This is a genomic window from Desulfobaculum sp. SPO524 (genome assembly GCF_044987625.1).
GTDB lineage: Bacteria > Desulfobacterota > Desulfovibrionia > Desulfovibrionales > Desulfovibrionaceae > Desulfobaculum.
Genome location: NZ_JBJDSB010000001.1, coordinates 870,949 through 889,230 on the forward strand (window position 1 = coordinate 870,949; position 18,282 = coordinate 889,230).

15 protein-coding genes are annotated in these 18,282 nt (G+C 62.6%); 10 read left to right on the forward strand and 5 right to left on the reverse strand.

What is annotated here, in order from left to right:
- Nucleotides 1–192 precede the first annotated feature (192 nt).
- From ACI3L3_RS03610 to ACI3L3_RS03645, 8 genes are all read left to right on the forward strand, one after another.
- The gene (locus tag ACI3L3_RS03610) at nt 193–1,971 is read left to right on the forward strand and encodes a transporter substrate-binding domain-containing protein (RefSeq protein WP_404843727.1); all 1,779 of its coding nucleotides are present in this window, start codon (nt 193–195) and stop codon (nt 1,969–1,971) included.
- The gene (locus ACI3L3_RS03615) at nt 1,968–3,392 is read left to right on the forward strand and encodes a sigma-54-dependent transcriptional regulator (RefSeq protein ID WP_404843728.1); all 1,425 of its coding nucleotides are present in this window, start codon (nt 1,968–1,970) and stop codon (nt 3,390–3,392) included. Before ACI3L3_RS03610 ends, ACI3L3_RS03615 begins: the two co-directional genes overlap by 4 nt.
- A 399-nt stretch (nt 3,393–3,791) precedes the next feature.
- Nucleotides 3,792–5,195 carry an aspartate ammonia-lyase gene (gene aspA, locus ACI3L3_RS03620; protein WP_404843729.1) on the forward strand — a complete coding sequence of 468 codons (1,404 nt, stop codon included), beginning with the start codon at nt 3,792–3,794 and terminating at the stop codon, nt 5,193–5,195.
- A gap of 131 nt (nt 5,196–5,326) precedes the next feature.
- On the forward strand, nt 5,327–6,661 hold the full coding sequence (locus ACI3L3_RS03625; RefSeq protein ID WP_404843730.1) for an anaerobic C4-dicarboxylate transporter family protein: 1,335 nt from the start codon (nt 5,327–5,329) through the stop codon (nt 6,659–6,661).
- 104 nt (nt 6,662–6,765) lie between these two features.
- Entirely contained in the window at nt 6,766–7,416 is a 651-nt protein-coding gene (locus tag ACI3L3_RS03630; protein ID WP_404843731.1) for a succinate dehydrogenase/fumarate reductase cytochrome b subunit, read from the forward strand.
- Between the two features lie 13 nt (nt 7,417–7,429).
- Nucleotides 7,430–9,262: a fumarate reductase flavoprotein subunit gene (locus ACI3L3_RS03635; protein ID WP_404843732.1), complete on the forward strand. Its 1,833-nt coding sequence runs from the start codon at nt 7,430–7,432 to the stop codon at nt 9,260–9,262.
- A gap of 3 nt (nt 9,263–9,265) precedes the next feature.
- On the forward strand, nt 9,266–10,009 hold the full coding sequence (locus ACI3L3_RS03640; RefSeq protein WP_404843733.1) for a fumarate reductase iron-sulfur subunit: 744 nt from the start codon (nt 9,266–9,268) through the stop codon (nt 10,007–10,009).
- 138 nt (nt 10,010–10,147) lie between these two features.
- Nucleotides 10,148–11,389, forward strand: coding sequence for a dicarboxylate/amino acid:cation symporter (locus ACI3L3_RS03645; protein ID WP_404843734.1), 1,242 nt, complete (start codon nt 10,148–10,150; stop codon nt 11,387–11,389).
- A gap of 216 nt (nt 11,390–11,605) precedes the next feature.
- Here the strand turns inward: ACI3L3_RS03645 and ACI3L3_RS03650 are convergent, their stop codons facing one another.
- Entirely contained in the window at nt 11,606–12,304 is a 699-nt protein-coding gene (locus ACI3L3_RS03650) for an RluA family pseudouridine synthase (protein WP_404843735.1), read from the reverse strand.
- Between the two features lie 7 nt (nt 12,305–12,311).
- Nucleotides 12,312–13,091, reverse strand: a complete 780-nt coding sequence (locus tag ACI3L3_RS03655; RefSeq protein WP_404843736.1) for a hypothetical protein — start codon at nt 13,089–13,091, stop codon at nt 12,312–12,314.
- 293 nt (nt 13,092–13,384) lie between these two features.
- Between ACI3L3_RS03655 and ACI3L3_RS03660 the strand changes: the two genes are divergently transcribed.
- Complete coding sequence (locus ACI3L3_RS03660) at nt 13,385–14,137, forward strand: substrate-binding periplasmic protein (RefSeq protein ID WP_404843737.1); 753 nt, start codon at nt 13,385–13,387, stop codon at nt 14,135–14,137.
- A 103-nt stretch (nt 14,138–14,240) separates the two neighbouring features.
- Entirely contained in the window at nt 14,241–15,899 is a 1,659-nt protein-coding gene (locus ACI3L3_RS03665; RefSeq protein ID WP_404843738.1) for a methyl-accepting chemotaxis protein, read from the forward strand.
- 88 nt (nt 15,900–15,987) lie between these two features.
- Here ACI3L3_RS03665 and ACI3L3_RS03670 read toward each other — a convergent pair whose 3' ends face one another.
- From ACI3L3_RS03670 to ACI3L3_RS03680, 3 genes are all read right to left on the reverse strand, one after another.
- Entirely contained in the window at nt 15,988–16,707 is a 720-nt protein-coding gene (locus tag ACI3L3_RS03670; RefSeq protein ID WP_404843739.1) for a DUF554 domain-containing protein, read from the reverse strand.
- A gap of 115 nt (nt 16,708–16,822) precedes the next feature.
- Entirely contained in the window at nt 16,823–17,167 is a 345-nt protein-coding gene (locus ACI3L3_RS03675; RefSeq protein WP_404843740.1) for a DUF190 domain-containing protein, read from the reverse strand.
- Nucleotides 17,168–17,286: 119 nt separating this feature from the next.
- Nucleotides 17,287–17,973, reverse strand: a complete 687-nt coding sequence (locus tag ACI3L3_RS03680; RefSeq protein WP_404843741.1) for a Crp/Fnr family transcriptional regulator — start codon at nt 17,971–17,973, stop codon at nt 17,287–17,289.
- Between the last annotated feature and the right edge of the window lie 309 nt (nt 17,974–18,282).

Genomic DNA, 18,282 nt, shown 5'->3' on the forward strand with positions numbered 1-18,282 from the left:
CCTGCGGCATGCCCCCCCTTGTCAACACCGCGCCTTCGCTGTAGAGGTCGCCTGTCGGACACCTTTGTGCCCTCCGGGAGCGCCCCGGGGTGCGCGCCCTTCAGCCCCTTCCCCTCTCTCGCCACGCTGTTCGCCCGGCTGCGCACCACTTTTCATGACGACAACCGGCCCTTTGGCCACCCGATACACACCATGCGCATACGCAACATTATGTATTTTCCCGTAAAGGTCACGGCCTTTATCTGCCTGACGGCGCTTGTTTTTTCCGCCCTTGTTCCCCCGCCCGCACAGGCCGGGGAAACGCCACAGTCCATCGTGGTTGGCGGCGACCTGCACTACCCGCCCTATGAATTCCTCAACGACTCCGGCGACCCCGCGGGCTTTAACGTGGACCTCACCCGCGCCCTCGCCAAGGTCACGGGCCTGAACATCACCATCCGCCTCGGGCTGTGGAAGAACATGCGCGAAGCCCTTGCCGAAGGCGACATCGACGTTCTGCAGGGCATCTCGCACTCCTCCGCGCGCGAGAGCACGCTGTCGTTCTCCGAGCCGTACACCACGGTGGAGTACTCCATTTTCGCGCGGGACGACTCGCCCGTTGCCACCTCGTTGGACGATATGGAGGACGCCGAAGTCATCGTGGAAGAAGGCGGCGCCATGTACGACACCCTCACCCAAAACTATCCGCGCATCCGCATCATCCCCGCCTACAACCACGAAAACGCCCTGCGAAAGCTGGCGGCCGGGCACGGGGACTTTGCCCTCGTCTCCCAAACGGCGGGGCGCTACATGGTGCATAGCAACGATCTGGACAATATCTTCCCCATCGGCACGCCCTTTTCCCTGCAGCACTACTGCTACGCCACGCGCCCGGACAAGGCGCACCTGCTGGCAACCATCAACGCCGGGCTGGCAACCCTCAAAAAGGACGGCACCTACCGCGAGCTGTGCAACAAATGGCTTTCCGTCCCCAGCCCGGACGCGCTGTCGTGGCGCACGGTGATGTGCTACGGCGCGTGGATTTTGGGGCCGCTGCTGCTCATCCTTATGGGGAGCCTGCTCTGGACGCATATGCTCCGCCACAAGGTGGAGGAGCGCACCAACGAACTGCGCGAGGAAGCCCGCAAAAACCTTGAGGCCAAGCGCGAGCTGGAGCGCAAGCAAAAAGTCATCATCCACTCGGACCGCATGGCCACCCTTGGCGTTATGGCCTCGGGCGTGGCGCACGAAATCAACAACCCCAACGGCATGATGCTCATGAACCTGCCCGTCCTTGCCGACACCTACGAGGACGCCGCCGAGGTGCTGGACCACTACTACGACGAGCACGGCGACTTTCTCATGGGCGGCCTGCCCTACTCCCGCATGCGCGACGAAGTGCCGCAAATGATCAGTGATATGCTCGACGGCGCAAACCGCATCAAAAACATTGTGCGTGACCTTAAGGACTACTCCCGCAAGGGCGAGCGGTACGAGATGGAGCCGCTGGACTTCAACCATCTGGTCAAGGCGTCCCTGCGGCTGGTGCGCAATGCCATGAAAAAGTCGTCCAACGCCGTCACCGTGAGCCTTGCGCCGGACCTGCCCACCATTACCGGCAGTTCGCGGCGCATTCAGCAAGTCATCATCAACCTTGTGCTCAACGCCTGTCAGGCGCTGCCCGGCAAGGACCACGGCATCACCATCACCACCGGATACGACTCCACCGCCAACGCCGTCATCCTGCGCGTGCAGGACGAGGGCGTCGGCATCCCGCAGGAGCATCTGGACAACATCACCGATCCCTTCTTCACCACCAAGCGCGAGTCCGGCGGCACAGGCCTTGGCCTGTCCGTCTCCGCAGGCATCGTTAAGGAGCACTTCGGCGCGCTGGACTTTGAGTCCACGCCCGGTCAGGGCACCACGGTCACCCTCTCCATCCCCGCCGCAGCGGAAAACGAAGCCCAACTCGCAAGGAGATACACCTCATGATTCCCGCCACGGAAACCATCTATCCGTCCTTCAAGGTTCTGCTCGTGGACGACGAACCCGCGTGGCTCAGGAGCCTCAGCCTCACCCTTGAGCGCACGGCGGGCATCAACAACGTCCTCGCCTGCGACGACAGCACGCAGGTGATGGACATCCTCTCGCGCGAGCAGGTGGGCCTTGTACTCCTCGACCTCACCATGCCCGGCATCAGTGGCGAGCAGCTCCTGGACGCCATTACCGAGCAGTACCCGCACATTCAGGTCATCATCATCAGCGGCATGAACCAGCTTGAAACCGCCGTGCGCTGCATCAAGCAAGGGGCCTTTGACTACTTCGTCAAAACCGACGCGCAGGAGCACATGACCAAGGGCGTGCTGCGCGCCATCCGCACGCAGGAGCTCTACACCGTCAACAGCGGCATGCGAAAACGCATCCTCACCGGCGAGCTGCAAAACCCCGAGGCCTTTGCGCACATCGTTACCGTGTCGCCCTGCATGCTGGCCGTGTTCAAGTACATTGAATCCGTAGCCCCCAGCACCCAGCCCGTGTTGGTGACGGGCGAATCCGGCTCGGGCAAGGAGCTGGTGGCACAGGCCATCCACACCCTGAGCGAGCGCAAAGGCCCGCTGGTGAGCGTGAATGTCGCAGGGCTGGACGACACCAGCTTTGCGGATACGCTCTTTGGGCACACCCGCGGCGCCTTTACCGGCGCGGGGACAACCCGACCGGGCATGATTGAGCAGGCGCGCGGCGGCAGCCTCTTCCTTGACGAAATCGGCGACCTGAGCCTGCAGTCGCAGGTAAAGCTGCTGCGCGTGTTGCAGGAAAACGAGTTCTACCCCCTTGGCAGCGACAGGCCCAAGCTCATGCAGGCCCGCGTCATCGTGGCCACGCATCAGGACCTGCAACAGAAGGTGCAGGACGGCACCTTCCGCAAGGACCTCTACTACCGCCTGTGCACCCACCACGTGGACGTGCCGCCCCTGCGCAAGCGCCCCAAGGACATCCCCGCCCTGCTGGACCGTTTTCTGGAGGAGGCCGCCGAGGAATTCGGCAAGAAAAAGCCCGCCATCCCCAAGGAACTGCCCCTGCATCTGGCCAACTATTCCTTCCCCGGCAATATCCGCGAGCTGCGCGGCATGGTGTACGACGCCGTCAGCACCCACAAGGCCAAGGTACTGTCCATGCACAGCTTTCTGAGGGCCATGGAGCGGGAAAATACCCCCGCGCCGGATGCGCAGACCGTGGCGGGTTCCTCGCGCCCCTTTGCGGCGCTGGAGCATCTGCCCACCATCACGGAGTGCACCGCCATGCTCATAGAGGAAGCGGTGGAACGCGCCGATGGCAACCAGACGCTGGCCGCGCGCATGCTTGGCATCTCCCAGCCCGCGCTGAGTAAGCGCCTCAAGCAGCTCCGCTCCTAGCGGCCGCCCCCCCCTCCACACGCCAAACGGCCCGGAGCGCTCTGCGCTCCGGGCCGTTTTTTCTGCTACGCCAAGCCCCCGGCAACATGTGACAATTCCTAGCATAGAAAGGGGAATAACTTTGGTTATGCCATAACCAAGGGCATATACCCCCGCGCACGCCGCGCCCTGCCTTGGGCCAGTCCAGCACGCCCCAGCCCGCGCCATAACTTTTTGCATGGGGCTTCGGGCCGGTCGGCCGCCTCCCGATCCGCTTAAATTCTCCTGCTATTTCAGAGGAGTAAAGCAATTTACACCTTTTGGCACCGTATTTGTTCTTAAAAGAGCAAGCGGATGCGAAGGCCGATACGTCCCGCCCGCTGCACATTTTTTCAGCATACAAAACATGAGGTTGTACACATGAAGTCCCGCATTGAGCATGATTTTCTCGGTGAAAAGGAAATCCCCGCGAACACCTATTATGGCGTCCAGACCCTGCGCGCCGTGGAGAACTTCTTCATCACCGGCCGCCACATCGGCGACGTGCCCGAACTTATCGAAGGGCTGGCCTATGTGAAGAAGGCCGCGGCCAAGGCCAATATGGAGCTGGGCGTCATCCCCGCGGACGTGGGCAAGGCCATCTGCGCCGCATGTGACGAAATCATCGGCGGCAAGCTGCGCGACCAGTTCCCCGTGGACACCATTCAGGGCGGCGCAGGCACCTCCACCAACATGAACGCCAACGAAGTCATCGCCAACCGCGCGCTGGAGCTGATGGGCTACAAGAAGGGCGAATACGAGCACTGCCACCCCAACAACCACGTCAACTGCTCCCAGTCCACCAACGACGCCTACCCCACGGCGTTCCGCCTTGCGCTGTACAACAAGCTGTCCACGCTGATGGAGGCCATGGCCTACCTGCAGAAGGGCTTTGCCGACAAGGGCGCGGAGTTCTCCGACGTGCTCAAGATGGGCCGCACCCAGCTCCAGGACGCCGTGCCCATGACCCTTGGACAGGAATTCTCCGCCTACGCCACCACCCTTGGCGAGGACATCTCCCGCGTGCGAGAGGCCCGCGAACTGCTGAAGGAGATCAACCTCGGCGCCACGGCCATCGGCACCGGCATCAACGCCCCCGAGGACTACGCCCGCCTTGCCACCGACGCCCTTGCCAATATGACGGGCATTGAGTTCGAGACCTCGGCCAACCTTGTGGAAGCCACGTGGGACACCGGCGCATACGTGCAGATTTCCGGCGTGCTCAAGCGCGTTGCCGTCAAGCTCTCCAAGATTTGCAGTGACCTGCGCCTGCTCTCCTCCGGTCCGCGCACTGGCCTCAATGAAATCAACCTGCCCAAGATGCAGCCCGGTTCCTCCATCATGCCCGGCAAGGTGAACCCGGTTATCCCCGAGGTGGTCAACCAGATTGCCTACGACGTCATCGGCAAGGACGTTACCGTGACCATGGCCGCCGAAAACGGCCAGTTGGAGCTGAACGTCATGGAGCCGGTCATCGCCAACGCCTTGTTCCAGGCCGTGGATATGCTCCGCCGTGGCTGCCGCATTCTGCAGGACCGCTGCGTCAGCGGCATTACCGCCAACCGCGAGCGCTGCCGCGAAATGGTGGAGCAGAGCATTGGCATCGTCACGCCGCTGAACCCCATCATCGGCTACGAAAAGTCCGCCGCCATCGCCAAGGAAGCCCTCGAAACCGGCAAGTCCGTCTACGACCTTGTTCTGGAGCACAAGGTGCTCACCAAGGAGAAGCTGGACGAGATTCTCTCCCCCGAGAACATGATGCACCCCCGATTCATCAGAAATTAGCCTCCCTCGGACCACGGGGCTGACCGAGCATCAGCCCGCAGCAGGGGACGGACAGACTTGGCGAGAGGTCCGTCCGCCCCGCGTCGCCACCCGAGAGGCTTCACCACCACACCACCCAAGGGAGTTAAGGTATGTTCTGGATACAACTGCTTATCGTTTTGGCCGCCATCTTCATCGGCGCGCGCCTTGGCGGCGTGGGTCTTGGCGTCATGGGCGGCCTTGGTCTGGCCGTTCTGAGTTTCTTCTTCGGCGTGCAGCCCACAGCCCCGCCCATCAACGTCATGCTGATGATTGCCGCTGTGGTCACCGCCGCCGGCGCGCTGCAGGCCGCCGGCGGGCTGGACTATCTGGTCAACATCGCCGCGCGCATCCTGCGCCGCAACCCAAACCAGATTACGTTCCTCGGCCCCATCGTCACATATATTTTCACCTTCTTCGCCGGCACGGGCCACGTGGCCTACTCCGTGCTGCCCGTCATCTCCGAGGTGGCCCGCAACACCAAGGTCCGCCCCGAGCGGCCGCTGTCCATCGCGGTTATCGCCTCGCAGCAGGCCATCACCGCCAGCCCCATCTCCGCCGCCACCGTGGCCCTGCTGGGCATGACGGCCAGCATGGGCGTGCAGTTGTCGGACATTATGATGGTCTGTGTGCCTTCCACCTTTGCGGCCTGCATGATTGGCGCATTCATCGCCAACAGGACCGGCAAGGACCTCATGAAGGACCCCGAATACCTGCGCCGCCTGAACGACCCCAGCCTGCGCGCCGCCATTGAAAAGGCCAACGCCGGCGAAACCGTTGAGGAGACCGAGGTCCCCGGCTATGCCAAGATTTCCGTGGGCTTGTTCCTGCTGGGCACCCTGTCCATCGTGCTCTTTGGCTCCTGCCCCGAACTGCGCCCCTCGTGGAACGTGAGCGGCGAAATGGAACGCATGAGCATGGCCAGCGCCATTGAAATCATCATGCTCACCGTGGCCGCGCTCATCCTGCTCATCAGCCGTGTGGATGTGAAGAAGCTGGCCGAGGGCAGCGTCTTTGGCGCGGGCGTTCAGGCGGTTATCGCCATCTTCGGCATTGCGTGGCTGGGCGACAGCTTCTTTAGCAGCAACATGGAGTTCCTCAGCGGCAATATTCAGGACATGGTCACCGCCGCGCCGTGGACCTTCGCCATAGCGCTGTTTGTGCTGTCCATCCTGCTCTTTTCGCAGGCGGCCACCGTGCGCGCGCTGATGCCGCTGGGCATCGCCCTTGGCATCCCGGCCCCGGCGCTCATCGCCATGTTCCCGGCCGTGAACGGCTACTTCTTTATCCCGAACTACCCCACCGTGGTCGCGGCCATCAACTTTGACCGCACCGGCACCACGCATATCGGCAAGTTTGTGCTGAACCACAGCTTTATGCTGCCGGGGCTGGTGGCCACCGTCGGCGCCATCGGCATTGGATTCATGCTTGCGGGCGTGATGTTCTAACTGTATTTCGGCGCATCGCGGCGCTTGGCAAATTCCATCCAAGCGCCGCGATGACTCGTTTTTCACACCCAGCAACCCGTTAAACGTTCAATCAGGAAGAAACCATGCAGACCGACATCTCCATGCCCGCGTCGATCCAGGGCAACACCTCCGCTTATATGGACTGGCTGCAAATGCTCAGCGGCGCCGCCCTGATCGTCTTCATGTGGTGCCATATGCTGCTGGTCGCCAGCGTCAACCTTGGCGCGGGCGTCTTCGACGCATTGGCGGCATTTTTGGAATATACCTACATGGCCCAGATTGGCGGTCCGCTCATCGGCGTCGTCTTCCTCGTCCACTTTGTGCTGGCCATCCGCAAAATTCCCGTCACCTCCACGCAGCAGAAGGGCATGTGGAATCAGGCCCGCATGCTGCGCCACAAGGATACGTGGCTGTGGATTGTGCAGGCCGTCAGCGCCATGGTCATCCTCATCATGGCCGGGGTGCACCTGTGGACCGTGCTCACGGACCTGCCCATCACGTCCGTGAAAAGCGCCACCCGCATTCAGGAAGGCGGATGGATGTGGTTTTACCTCATCCTGCTGCCCATGGCCGAACTGCACGTGGGCATCGGCTTTTACCGCATCGGCGTGAAGTGGGGCTTTGTGGGCCGCAGCGGCCGCAAAAACTTCCAGAAGCTGGAATACGCCATCACCGGCGGTTTTATCCTCATCGGCCTCATCACGCTTCTGACCTTCGCGGGCATCAGCATCTAGGAGACAACACGACATGAGTGACATCATATATACCGACGTCCTGTGCATTGGCGCAGGCCTTGCCGGTGAGCGCGTGGCCATCGAGGCCGCCGAGGCCGGCTACAGCACCATCTGTCTGAGCATCGTCCCTGCACGGCGCTCCCACTCGTCCGCCGCGCAGGGCGGCATGCAGGCCGCCCTTGGCAACTGCGCCATGGGCGAGGGCGACGGCCCGGACGTCCACTTTGCGGACACGGTCAAAGGCTCCGACTGGGGCTGCGATCAGGAAGTGGCCCGCCTGTTCTGCGACACCGCGCCCATCGTCATGCGCGAGCTGGCCTACTGGGGCGTGCCGTGGAACCGCGTGGTCGCCGGAACCGACGACTACTTCCAAGGCGGCAAGAAGTTCTCCAAGACGGAAAAGAAGGAGAACGAAGGCCTCATCACCGCACGCAACTTTGGCGGCACGGCCAAGTGGCGCACCTGCTACACCTCCGACGGCACCGGCCACGCCGTGCTGTACACCATGGACAACCGCGCCATGCACAAGGGTGTTCAAGTGCACGACCGCACCGAAGCCATCGCCCTCATCCACGACGGCGAGCAGTGCAAGGGCGCCATCGTCCGCTGCCTGCGCACAGGCGAGCTGCGCACCTACCTCGCCAAGGCCACGGTCATCGCGGCGGGCGGTTTCGGCCGCATTTACCGCGAGTCCACCAACGCCGTCATCTGCGAGGGCGGCGGCCAGTCCATTGCCCTAAACACCGGCATCGTGCCCATGGGCAATATGGAGGCCGTGCAGTTCCACCCCACCGGCGTTGTGCCGTCCAACATCCTCGTCACCGAGGGCTGCCGCGGCGACGGCGGCACCCTGCTGGACAAAAACATGGAGCGCTTCATGCCCAGCTACGAGCCGGAAAAGGCCGAGCTGGCCTCGCGCGACGTGGTCTCGCGCCGCATGACGGAGCATATGCGCAAGGGCCTTGGCGTGCCCAGCGACTACGGCGACCACCTGTGGCTGGATATCCGCCACCTTGGCGAGCACCACATCACGCACAAGCTGCGCGAAGTGGAAGAGATCTGTAACAATTTCCTTGGGGTGGACCCCATCACCCAGCCCATCCCCGTGCGCCCCACCCAGCACTACTCCATGGGCGGCATCCGCACCAACAAGGACGGCGCAGCCTACGGTCTGTCCGGCCTGTTCTCCGCGGGCGAGGCCGCCTGCTGGGACATGCACGGCTTTAACCGCCTTGGCGGCAACTCCCTGTCCGAAACCGTTGTAGCCGGACGCATTGTCGGCAAAAAGGTCGTGGAGTTTCTGGAAGGCTGCGACGTGCGCTTCAGCACCAGCGAGGCGGACAGCTTCCGCAAGAAGGAAGAGCAGCGCATCCAGACCCTCATCTCCGGCGGCGGCACCGAGAACGTCTATGAACTGCGCCGCCTGATGCAGGACACCATGATGGAAGGCGTTGGCATCTTCCGTGACGAGACGGGCCTCTCCAAGGCCGTCAGCGACCTGCAGGCCATCCACCAGCGCACCCGCAATATCGGCCTTACGTCCGACGGCATCGGCGCCAACGACGAGCTGCGTCTGGCCCTCAACCTGCCCGGCATGGTCAAGCTGGCCCTGTGCGTGGCCTACGGCGCGCTGGAGCGCCGCGAAAGCCGCGGCTCCCACGCCCGCGAGGACTACCCCGCACGCAACGACCGCGACTGGCTGGTCCGCACCCTTGCCACATGGCAGGACGGCAGCGACCTGCCCACCCTAAACTATGAACCGGCTTCCACCGTCTTCAATATCCCTCCGGGAGACCGTGGCTATGGCGGCGGCAAGATTATCAGCGCAGACGACAAGGAGGCCTAAGCCATGGCGCGCACACTGACTTTCAACGTATTCCGGTACAATCCGCAGGCGGGCGAAACCATGCCCCGCATGCAGACCTACACCATAGACGAAACCGCCAGCATGACGGTGTTCATCGCCCTGAACCGTCTGCGCGAGGAGCAGGACCCATCCCTCAAGTTCGACTTCTGCTGCCGCGCTGGCATCTGCGGCGCCTGCGCCATGGTCATTAACGGCCGTCCCTGTTTAGCCTGCCACACCAAGACCATGGACCTGCCGGACGAAATCACCCTGCTGCCCCTGCCCTTCTTCAAGTGCATCGGCGACCTTGCCGTAGACACGGGCGTGTGGTTCCAGGACATGAACCGCAAAATCGAATCGTGGGTCCACACCGACAAGGAATTCGACCCCGCCGCGCCCGAAGAGCGCATGGACAACGACACCGCCGAAGCCGTGTACGAGCTGGACCGCTGCATTGAATGCGGCTGCTGCGTTGCGGCCTGCGGCACGGCGCGCATGCGCGAGGACTTCCTTGGCGCAGTGGCCCTGAACCGCATCGGCCGCTTTGTCATCGACCCGCGCGATAAGCGCACGGACAAGGACTACTTCGACATCATCGGCACCGACCAGGGCATCTTTGGATGCATGGGTCTGCTTGCGTGCGAGGACGTATGCCCCAAGGGCCTGCCCCTGCAGGACCAGCTGGGCTTCCTGCGCCGCAAGATGGGCCTGCATGCCTTCAAACGGCTGTTCTCTGGTAGGAAATAAGCACCTCGTATCCCTTAGGGCGAGCGCGGTCCGTCCCCGGATGAGACGGACCGCGCTCCACCACAACCACAGCCCCGCACAGGCACGCCGGCGCCGTACACAGCGCCATGCAGCGGGAGACTCCATGCGGAGGACGATATGAAACTGTGGATGAAAATCCTTATCGGCATGGTCATCGGCGTGCTCTTCGGACTCGTCTTCCCCACCCTGACCCCGTATGTCGAGCCACTTGGCACCCTGTTCCTCAAAGGCATCAAACTGCTCATCGTGCCCCTTGTCTTTGCCTCGCTGGTCTCGGGCATGACCAGCATGAGCGACCTGAAAAAGCTGTGGCGCATCAGCGCCAAGACCTTTCTCACCTATTTTGTGACCACGGCCTTTGCCGTGTCCATCGGCCTGACCATTGCCAATCTGGCCGCCCCTGGCGCAGGACTGCACCTGCACGCCGCCGAGACAGCCGCCGCCAAGGACGCGCCCTCCATTGTGGACACTCTGCTGGACGTGGTGCCCACCAATCCGCTGGAAGCCATGGTGCAGGGCAACATTTTGCAGATTATCGCCTTTGCGGTGCTGCTTGGCGTGTCCATGAACATTGCCGGGGACAAGGCCGCGCCGGTCCGCAGGTTCTGCCATTCTCTTGCGGACATCATGTACACCATGACCTCCATCGTCATCGCCTTTGCCCCGGTTGGCGTTTTTGCCCTCATGGCCAAGGTGGTGGCGCAATACGGCGTGGACACTCTGCTCCCGCTGGCGAAAATCATCCTGCTGATGTTCGCCGGGAGTCTTGTGCACATCCTCGTGGTGTACGGCGGGGGCGTGGCGCTGGTGGCGCGCCTGAATCCCCTGCGCTTCTTCCGCGGCATTCTGGACGCCCAGTTGGTGGGCTTTTCCACCAGCAGCAGCTCCGGCACCCTGCCCGCCACCATCCGGTGTACGGAGCAGAACCTTGGCGTGTCCAAGCCCATTGCCAGCTTTATCCTGCCGCTGGGGGCCACCATTAATATGGATGGCACCGCCATCTATCAGGGCATCTGCGCCGTGTTTGTGGCGCAGGCCTACGGGGTGGACCTCACCGCCGCCAACTACGCCACCATTGTGCTGACGGCCACGCTGGCCTCCATTGGCACGGCGGGCATTCCGGGCGCCGGGCTTATCATGCTATCCCTTATCCTCTCCGCCCTTGGGCTGCCCATGGAAGGCCTCGCCCTCATCGCCGGGATTGACCGCATTTTGGACATGGCCCGCACCACCGTAAACATCAGCGGCGACGCCATGACGTCCCTCATCGTGGCGCGCAGCGAAAATGAAGTAGACCTTTCCACCTACGCCGGGGCGACCTCTTCCGGCGTTCAGGTGGCGACCCAGTCCACGGACTGATTTCCGGGAAGAACACCAAGCCCTCCAATGCGGAAACACCCATGCCCGGTGCATACTCCCTGACGCGGCGCGCTGTGCGCCGCACACCGGGCATCCGCTTCTCCCCTCCCGGAACCAGACGCGCCCCGGCCCCAATCCCCGGGGCGCTCTTTTCCCCCCACAACGCAGAAGGCCCGCCGGATACCTCCGGCGGGCCTTCTGCACATGGACGCGCCATTACGCCTCCACATCATCACGCGCGGCGCACAGCTCCCGCGCAAAGGATGGCCAATCCGCCGCTGGCGGCGTGGTAAAGGCCATGACCTCCTTGGTCTTTGGATGCGTAAAGCGCAGGTACTCCGCGTGCAGCTTCAGCTGTCCCGGCCCCGTGCCACTGCCGTACAGCCTGTCGCCCACGATGGGCAGGCCAAGGCCAAGGGGATGCGCGGCGTGCACGCGAAGCTGGTGCGTGCGCCCGGTCTTGGGGGTAAACTCCACCAGCGTCAAACCATCCTGCACGCCAAGGCGCCGCCACACAGTGCGCGAGGCCTTGCCATGCAGCGGGTCGTACACCTGATAGGGCCGGTTGTAGATATCAAGGCGCAGGGGCAGGTCCACCTCGCCGGCTTCCGCCTCCAGCACGCCGTCAAGCACGGCCACATAGCGCTTGGCGACCTGCCGCTGCTGAAACTGCTGAAACAACTCGCGGTTGGAGCGCGCCGTCAGCCCAAGCACCAAAATGCCCGAGGTATCCATATCCAGCCGGTGCACCGCCGGAAACTTGCGGCACTCGGGAAACATCGCCTGCACGCGCGTGACCACGCAGTCCTGATTCTCCGGCCCGCGACCGGGCACGGACAGGAGGCCACTTGGTTTGTTCACCACCACGACCTTGGGGTCGGCGTGCAAGATATCAAGGGAAAGCGCATCGGTCATGGCGTGATCATCCATTCGTTACGGCGGCGTGGCCGCACAACATAAAGCCCAGCAGGGGACGGCACTTGCCCTCGCAGGCCGCATAGCTCATCCCGTGCCGGCGCGTTCCGGAGCGGTTCTCCCGCCCCACATAAAATTCCACAATACCCGTCGGCCGCACGCCAAGACGCGCGGCATGCTGCAACAGCTTGGGCGCGCAGCAATCCCCGGCCCCGGTAGGCACGCCGGGCGCGAGAAAAATCTCCGTCATGGGCCGCACCTCGCCTGCGCCATTGCGCAGGCGGTACAGGGCGTGGATGTCGCGCATCAGACCCTGCGACATGGCCCGGCGCCGACGCTTCAGCGCGGCGCGGCGCTCCGGGTCGGTGCATGCCGCCATCTCGCGGCCAATGGCCTTAATCTGCGGCTCCACCGGATCACTCACCGCATGAAAGGCCGCCACGTCAAGGACCGGCGGCGTCCACCCCGGCACCTCCCACGCGCCATTGTACTGGCCGGAAAACGCCCTGAGCGTGCCGGACGCGCCGCTGGCATCCACATAGCTGAGCACGCCAAACATCTGCCCCCGCGCCTCGCCCCACAGATAGTCCAACGCAAAGCGTGGGTCGGCGCCCGCCCTGGGCGCATCAATATCCACCCGCCCAAGGGCCTCAAGGCGCTCAAACAGGGCGTGGGCCGGGGCAAGGGCCCCTCCTACGGGCAGGCCATGCTCCACACCGCACCGGGCGCATGGCCCGGCGCACTGCACCATGTCCGGCGTGACGTCACAAAGGGATACTGTCGGCATGGCGCGGAACATACTGGCATTGCCCGGCGATGAAAAGCCCCCGCACGCCGTGCGCGCCACATCACCGCCTAACCCCCTTGCATAACACCAAAAAATCCTCGCCCCAGCCTGCCGCAACGCCCCCCTCCCTGCGTCGCAATATCCTCCCCCGCAAAGCCCATGCAAAACCAAACACATAGCCAGCAAAACGCTGATTGGACGCCAAAATTCACCGCGCCCCAGTTTACACAACCTGCTCCCCAAGGCATATTGGAAGCTATGTATCCCCCAACTACCAAAATTTGGAGGCTGTAATGAAAAAGGTTGTTCTTCTTGCCATCACCTGTGCCGTCCTCCTGCTGGCCAGCCATGCGGCGCAGGCGGCACAGAGCGTCACGGTCTATGGTGACGACTCCTATACGCCCTATTCCTTCTCAAACCGGGGCCAACCCGACGGCATCTACGTCAAAATCTTCCAAGCCGCCTTCAAACGCATGGACGGCTACAATGTCACCATCGAGCTGGTGCCGTGGAAACGCGCCATGAAACTGATTGAAAAGGGCCAAGGCTTTGCGGCCTTCCCGCCCTACTACCGCCCAAAACTGCGCCCGTGGATTCAGCCATGGTCCGACCCCATTCTGGAAGAAGGCTTTGCCGTCTACTGCCGCGCCGAAGTGCTGACCTCCCCCCGCCCCAACTGGCCCGACGACTATAAAGACCTCACCATCGGCATCAACGCCGGGTTCTCCGTGCCGGATACCGAAGGGCTCAAGATTGAGGAAGCCGCAGACAACGAGGCCAACCTCAAAAAGCTGAAGGCCGGACGCATTGACGCCTACGTCAACGACGACGCCTCCATCCGGTACACCATGAGCCAGATGGGCATCAGCTCCGACATCATCAAAAAAGGTACCCAGATCAATACCGAGAACGGTTATCTGGCATTCTCCCGCGACTTTGACGCGCCCTACAAGCAGGACTTCGTGGCCAAGTTCAACGCGGCCATCAAGGCCATGCAGGATAGTGGCGAGATTGACCGCATCGTCGCCAGCTTCCTGAACCAATAACCCACACTGCCACAGCGGCCGCACCGCACAGCGCCCCCGCGGTGCGGCCCCGGCACATTCGGGGCGCAAGCACAATCATCACGACAAAACGGAACGGTGACCCATGAAAAGGCTTCTGAATCAAAGTATTCAATTCCAAATCATCATCATCCTTGTCGCCGTTGTCACAGCCATTTTGCTTGGATTCGGCGTCCGCGACTATTACGAAACGCGCAGCCAGCTCAGCGCCAGACTGAGCAAAGCCGCCACCTATATGGCCGGACGCCTCGCCATCGGCATGGTCACGCCCATGTGGGACTACGACGAAGAACTCGGCGTCCGGCTCATCCAGTCCGAAATGCAGGATGAAGACCTGTCCGCCGTGGTGGTGCATGAAACTGGCGGCGAAAGCATCTTCCTCGCCCTGTCCAAAACAGGGCCGGACGAAACCGAGAAAATTACGGAGCCGCCCACAGGCGACTTTGTCACCAGCACCGCAGAAGTCATCCGTGAGGAAAAACCCATCGGCGCGGTCACAGTGTACCTCAGCAAGGCCTCGCTCAAGGAAGCCATCGCCGCGGAAATCACCAAAATTACCGTGAACACCATCGTGACGGATACGCTGATTATCCTCATTCTCTTCTTTGTCATCCGCATTAAGCTCATCACGCCCGTCAAGGTCATCCAGGGCTTTGCCGAGCGCGTGAGCGCCGGGGACCTTGAGTCCTCCTTTGGCTCCGCCTCCTTCACCGGCGAGCTGGAGGAGCTGAAAAACGCGGTGCTGCAGATGGTGACCAACCTCAAGCAAACCATCCGCGAAGTGGAAGTAAAGGAGAAGGAAGCCGCCGAGTCCGCCCAAAGCGCCAAGGACGCCCTGCAGGACGCCGAAGCCGCCCGAGAAGAAGCCGAATGCGCGCGGCAGCAAGGCATGCAGGAGGCCGCCAACACCCTGAAGTCCATCTCCGAAAACATCGTCAGCGCGGCGGAACAGATGGACGGCAAGGTGGAGCGGGTGACGGACTTCACCACCCGCCAGCGCGACCGCGTGGGCGAAACCGCCACCGCCATGGAAGAGATGAACGCCACCGTGCTGGAAGTGGCGCAAAATGCCGGCTTCGCGGCGGAAAGCGCGGATTCCTCCAACCAGAAGGCCTCCCTTGGCGTGGACAAGGTCTCCGAACTGGTGGCCTCCATTGACGAGGTCAACACCCTCTCCGACACCATGAAGGCCAACCTGCAGGAGCTTGGCGAGCACGCCAAAGGCATTGGCAATATCATGAACGTTATTACGGACATCGCGGACCAAACCAACCTGCTGGCCCTCAACGCCGCCATTGAAGCGGCCCGTGCCGGCGATGCAGGGCGCGGCTTCGCCGTTGTGGCGGACGAGGTCCGCAAGCTGGCGGAAAAAACCGTCCACGCCACGCAGGAAGTGGAAGAAGCCGTCCGCGCCATCCAAAACAGCAGTGCCCAGAATATTCAGGGCATGGAGAGCACCACCACCGCCGTTGGCCACAGCATGGACCTTGCCAAGGAGGCGGGAAGCGCCCTCAACGAAATCATGAGTATTGTCGAGGCGACATCGGACCAAATCCGCTCCATCGCCACCGCATCCGAGGAGCAGTCCGCTTCCAGCGAGGAAATCAACCGCGCCATGGAGGACATCAACGCCATCGCGGCGGATATCTCCACGGACATGACCTCCGCGGCAGACGCCCTGGGCACCCTCAAACAGCTCTCAGAACAGCTCATCGCCCTTATCAACAAGCTGGAATCGCAGTAGCGCCAGCATTCACGCACCACAAAGGCCGTTTCCGCCCGCTAAGACAACAGGTGGAAACGGCCTTTTCCTTTGGCGCGCTCCAGCGGCGCTATGGCGCCACAAACAGCTGCGCCCACCCCCACGAAAAGGGCATCACAAGAAAAAGGGAAGGAATCATGTTCGCCACGGGAAACTGCTGTATGCCGCAGATGCGAAAGCCCGTCGCCAGCATGATCAGCCCGCCGCAGGCGGAAAAGTCGGCCAGCATATCCGGCGTGGTCAGCGGCAGGATAAGCGCCGCGGCCAGATACAACGCCCCCTGCACCACAAACTGGGGCACCACAAGCAGCCCCACGGAAAGCCCCAACGTGGACGCGAAAATGGGCGCGGTAAACGCATCCAAAATGGCCTTCACGATAAGCAGCGTGGGGTCGCCGGTCATGCCCTCGGCCATGGAGCCATACACGCCCGTTCCGCTCATGCAAAACAGGACCAACAGCGCCACGTACTTGTCCAAAAACTCCTCCTGACTCACGTCCCCCGAGGGGCGGACCAGCTTTTCAATCCACGTGCGCGCCCTGTTCGCCAGCTTCTGGATGCCGCCTTCCAGCCGGATGATTTCACCCCAAAACGAGCCGACCACCAGCGCCAGCACAACAGGGGCCAACAGCTTCACCTTGCCAATCATCACAACGCCAAGCCCCATGGAGGCGCAGCCAAAGACCATGGGCATTCTGCTGCGTATATTCGCGCTAAAGCGTGGACCAATCACAACCCCGGCGACACTGCCCAGCAGCAAGGCCGCCGCATTCACATACGGACCAATCATTTCTGTTTCCTTTTTCTGAGTATGCGCCGCCAGCCCGCGCGTCCCTTGGGGAACGGGAAGAACGAGCATGGCAACGCAAAGGGATGGGGAGGGGAAATATCCCGCGCGGGGTGGGTCAGGCGGGCCGCTCGCTTGGTGCGGGGCCAGAGGTAAAGGCAAACGTCGCTTCCGCCTTGGCGTAAAACACACGCACCCCGGCGGCGTCCAAATGAGCGAGGAGGCTGTCGCACTCCTCGGCGGTCAGCGCCATGGTCACAAGCTGGGGCACGTCTTCCAAATCAAAATACCCTTCGGAATGGAACCGGCCGTCGTGGCCGAAGCCTTCCTTGCCATACACCACCGTGGCTCCGCGCACGCCCCTCGCCTTGGCCTGTTCCAGAATCCATTCGGCAAGGGGCTTGCCGTCGTACTGACGGTTCTGCTGGGTAAAAAACGTCAAAAGATACCCTTGTGCCATCATGCACACCGCCTTGTTTTACGCATTCGCATTCTTGCATTCCGTGCCACTGCCAATGCAGGCCGTTGTAGACGAGCGGCCGCATTGTGGCAGTGACGGCGGTCACTGATGGCGCAAAAAGGTCAAATGATGAAAAACGGCCCGGACGGGGCGCTGAGGCATTCCGGATCACAAATGGTGATGCGGCCACGGGATTTGGACAAAATTCCAGCCGCCTGCAGACGCGAGACGACACGCGCCGCGGACTCGCGCGAGGTTCCGGTCATTTCGGCAATGTCGCTGTTGGTCAGGGGCAGGTCGGTGCCAAGGCGGGCATGGAGCATGCGCAGCACGTTGACGACGCGCGTCTCCACACTCTCGTCAATAAGGTCCAGCACACGGGTGTACGCGCCGTTCAGCATGTCCCCCATAGTGCCGAGGATGCCAATGGCCACGGCAGGATTGTCCTGCACCCACGCCCGGAATTCGGCGCTGGGGATGGAGAGCACCGTGGCGTCCTCCACCACGCGGGCGGTGAACAGACGCGGGCCGTCCTTAAAGCAGGCAATCCCGCTCAGGGACATCCCCGGCCCCGCCACCAAGTACGTAAACGACCGGCCGGACGGCGCCTCCTTGGACATGATAACCCTGCCGCGCTGCATCAAATAAAAATGCGTCGCCGCCTCCCCCGCGTGGAAGACGTACTCCCCCTTGGCAAACTGGAGCTGCCTGGCCCTACGAGCCAACAGCACCAGCGCCTCCGGCTCCGCTAGCCGCAGGTTGATATCGGTCTGAAGCACGCGAACTATCGCGTCTGTGGGCTGGTGCATGGGGTCTTCCTTCAATGATGGTGTCCTCGGCGATTCTGCCGCGCCGCCTCGGGCGCAACGCGCGAAGACGAAGGCGGTAGGCCCCCGCTCTGGCACCAGTGCACGCAAGGGCGGCTCCTTGCACCGAATGCGCCGCAGAATGCACTATGGGCGGCTTTCACAGCGGCGCAATGCCCCTGTTCAGCCGCCCACTCGTGTTCTGCATATGCCGCCCAACCGGACGGCATACGCAGGATAAGACGCTCTTTACGCCGCGCATGGCGGCCACGTTTCCACGCGGACCGACTGGCGGCCCACGCTCCCGCCCCG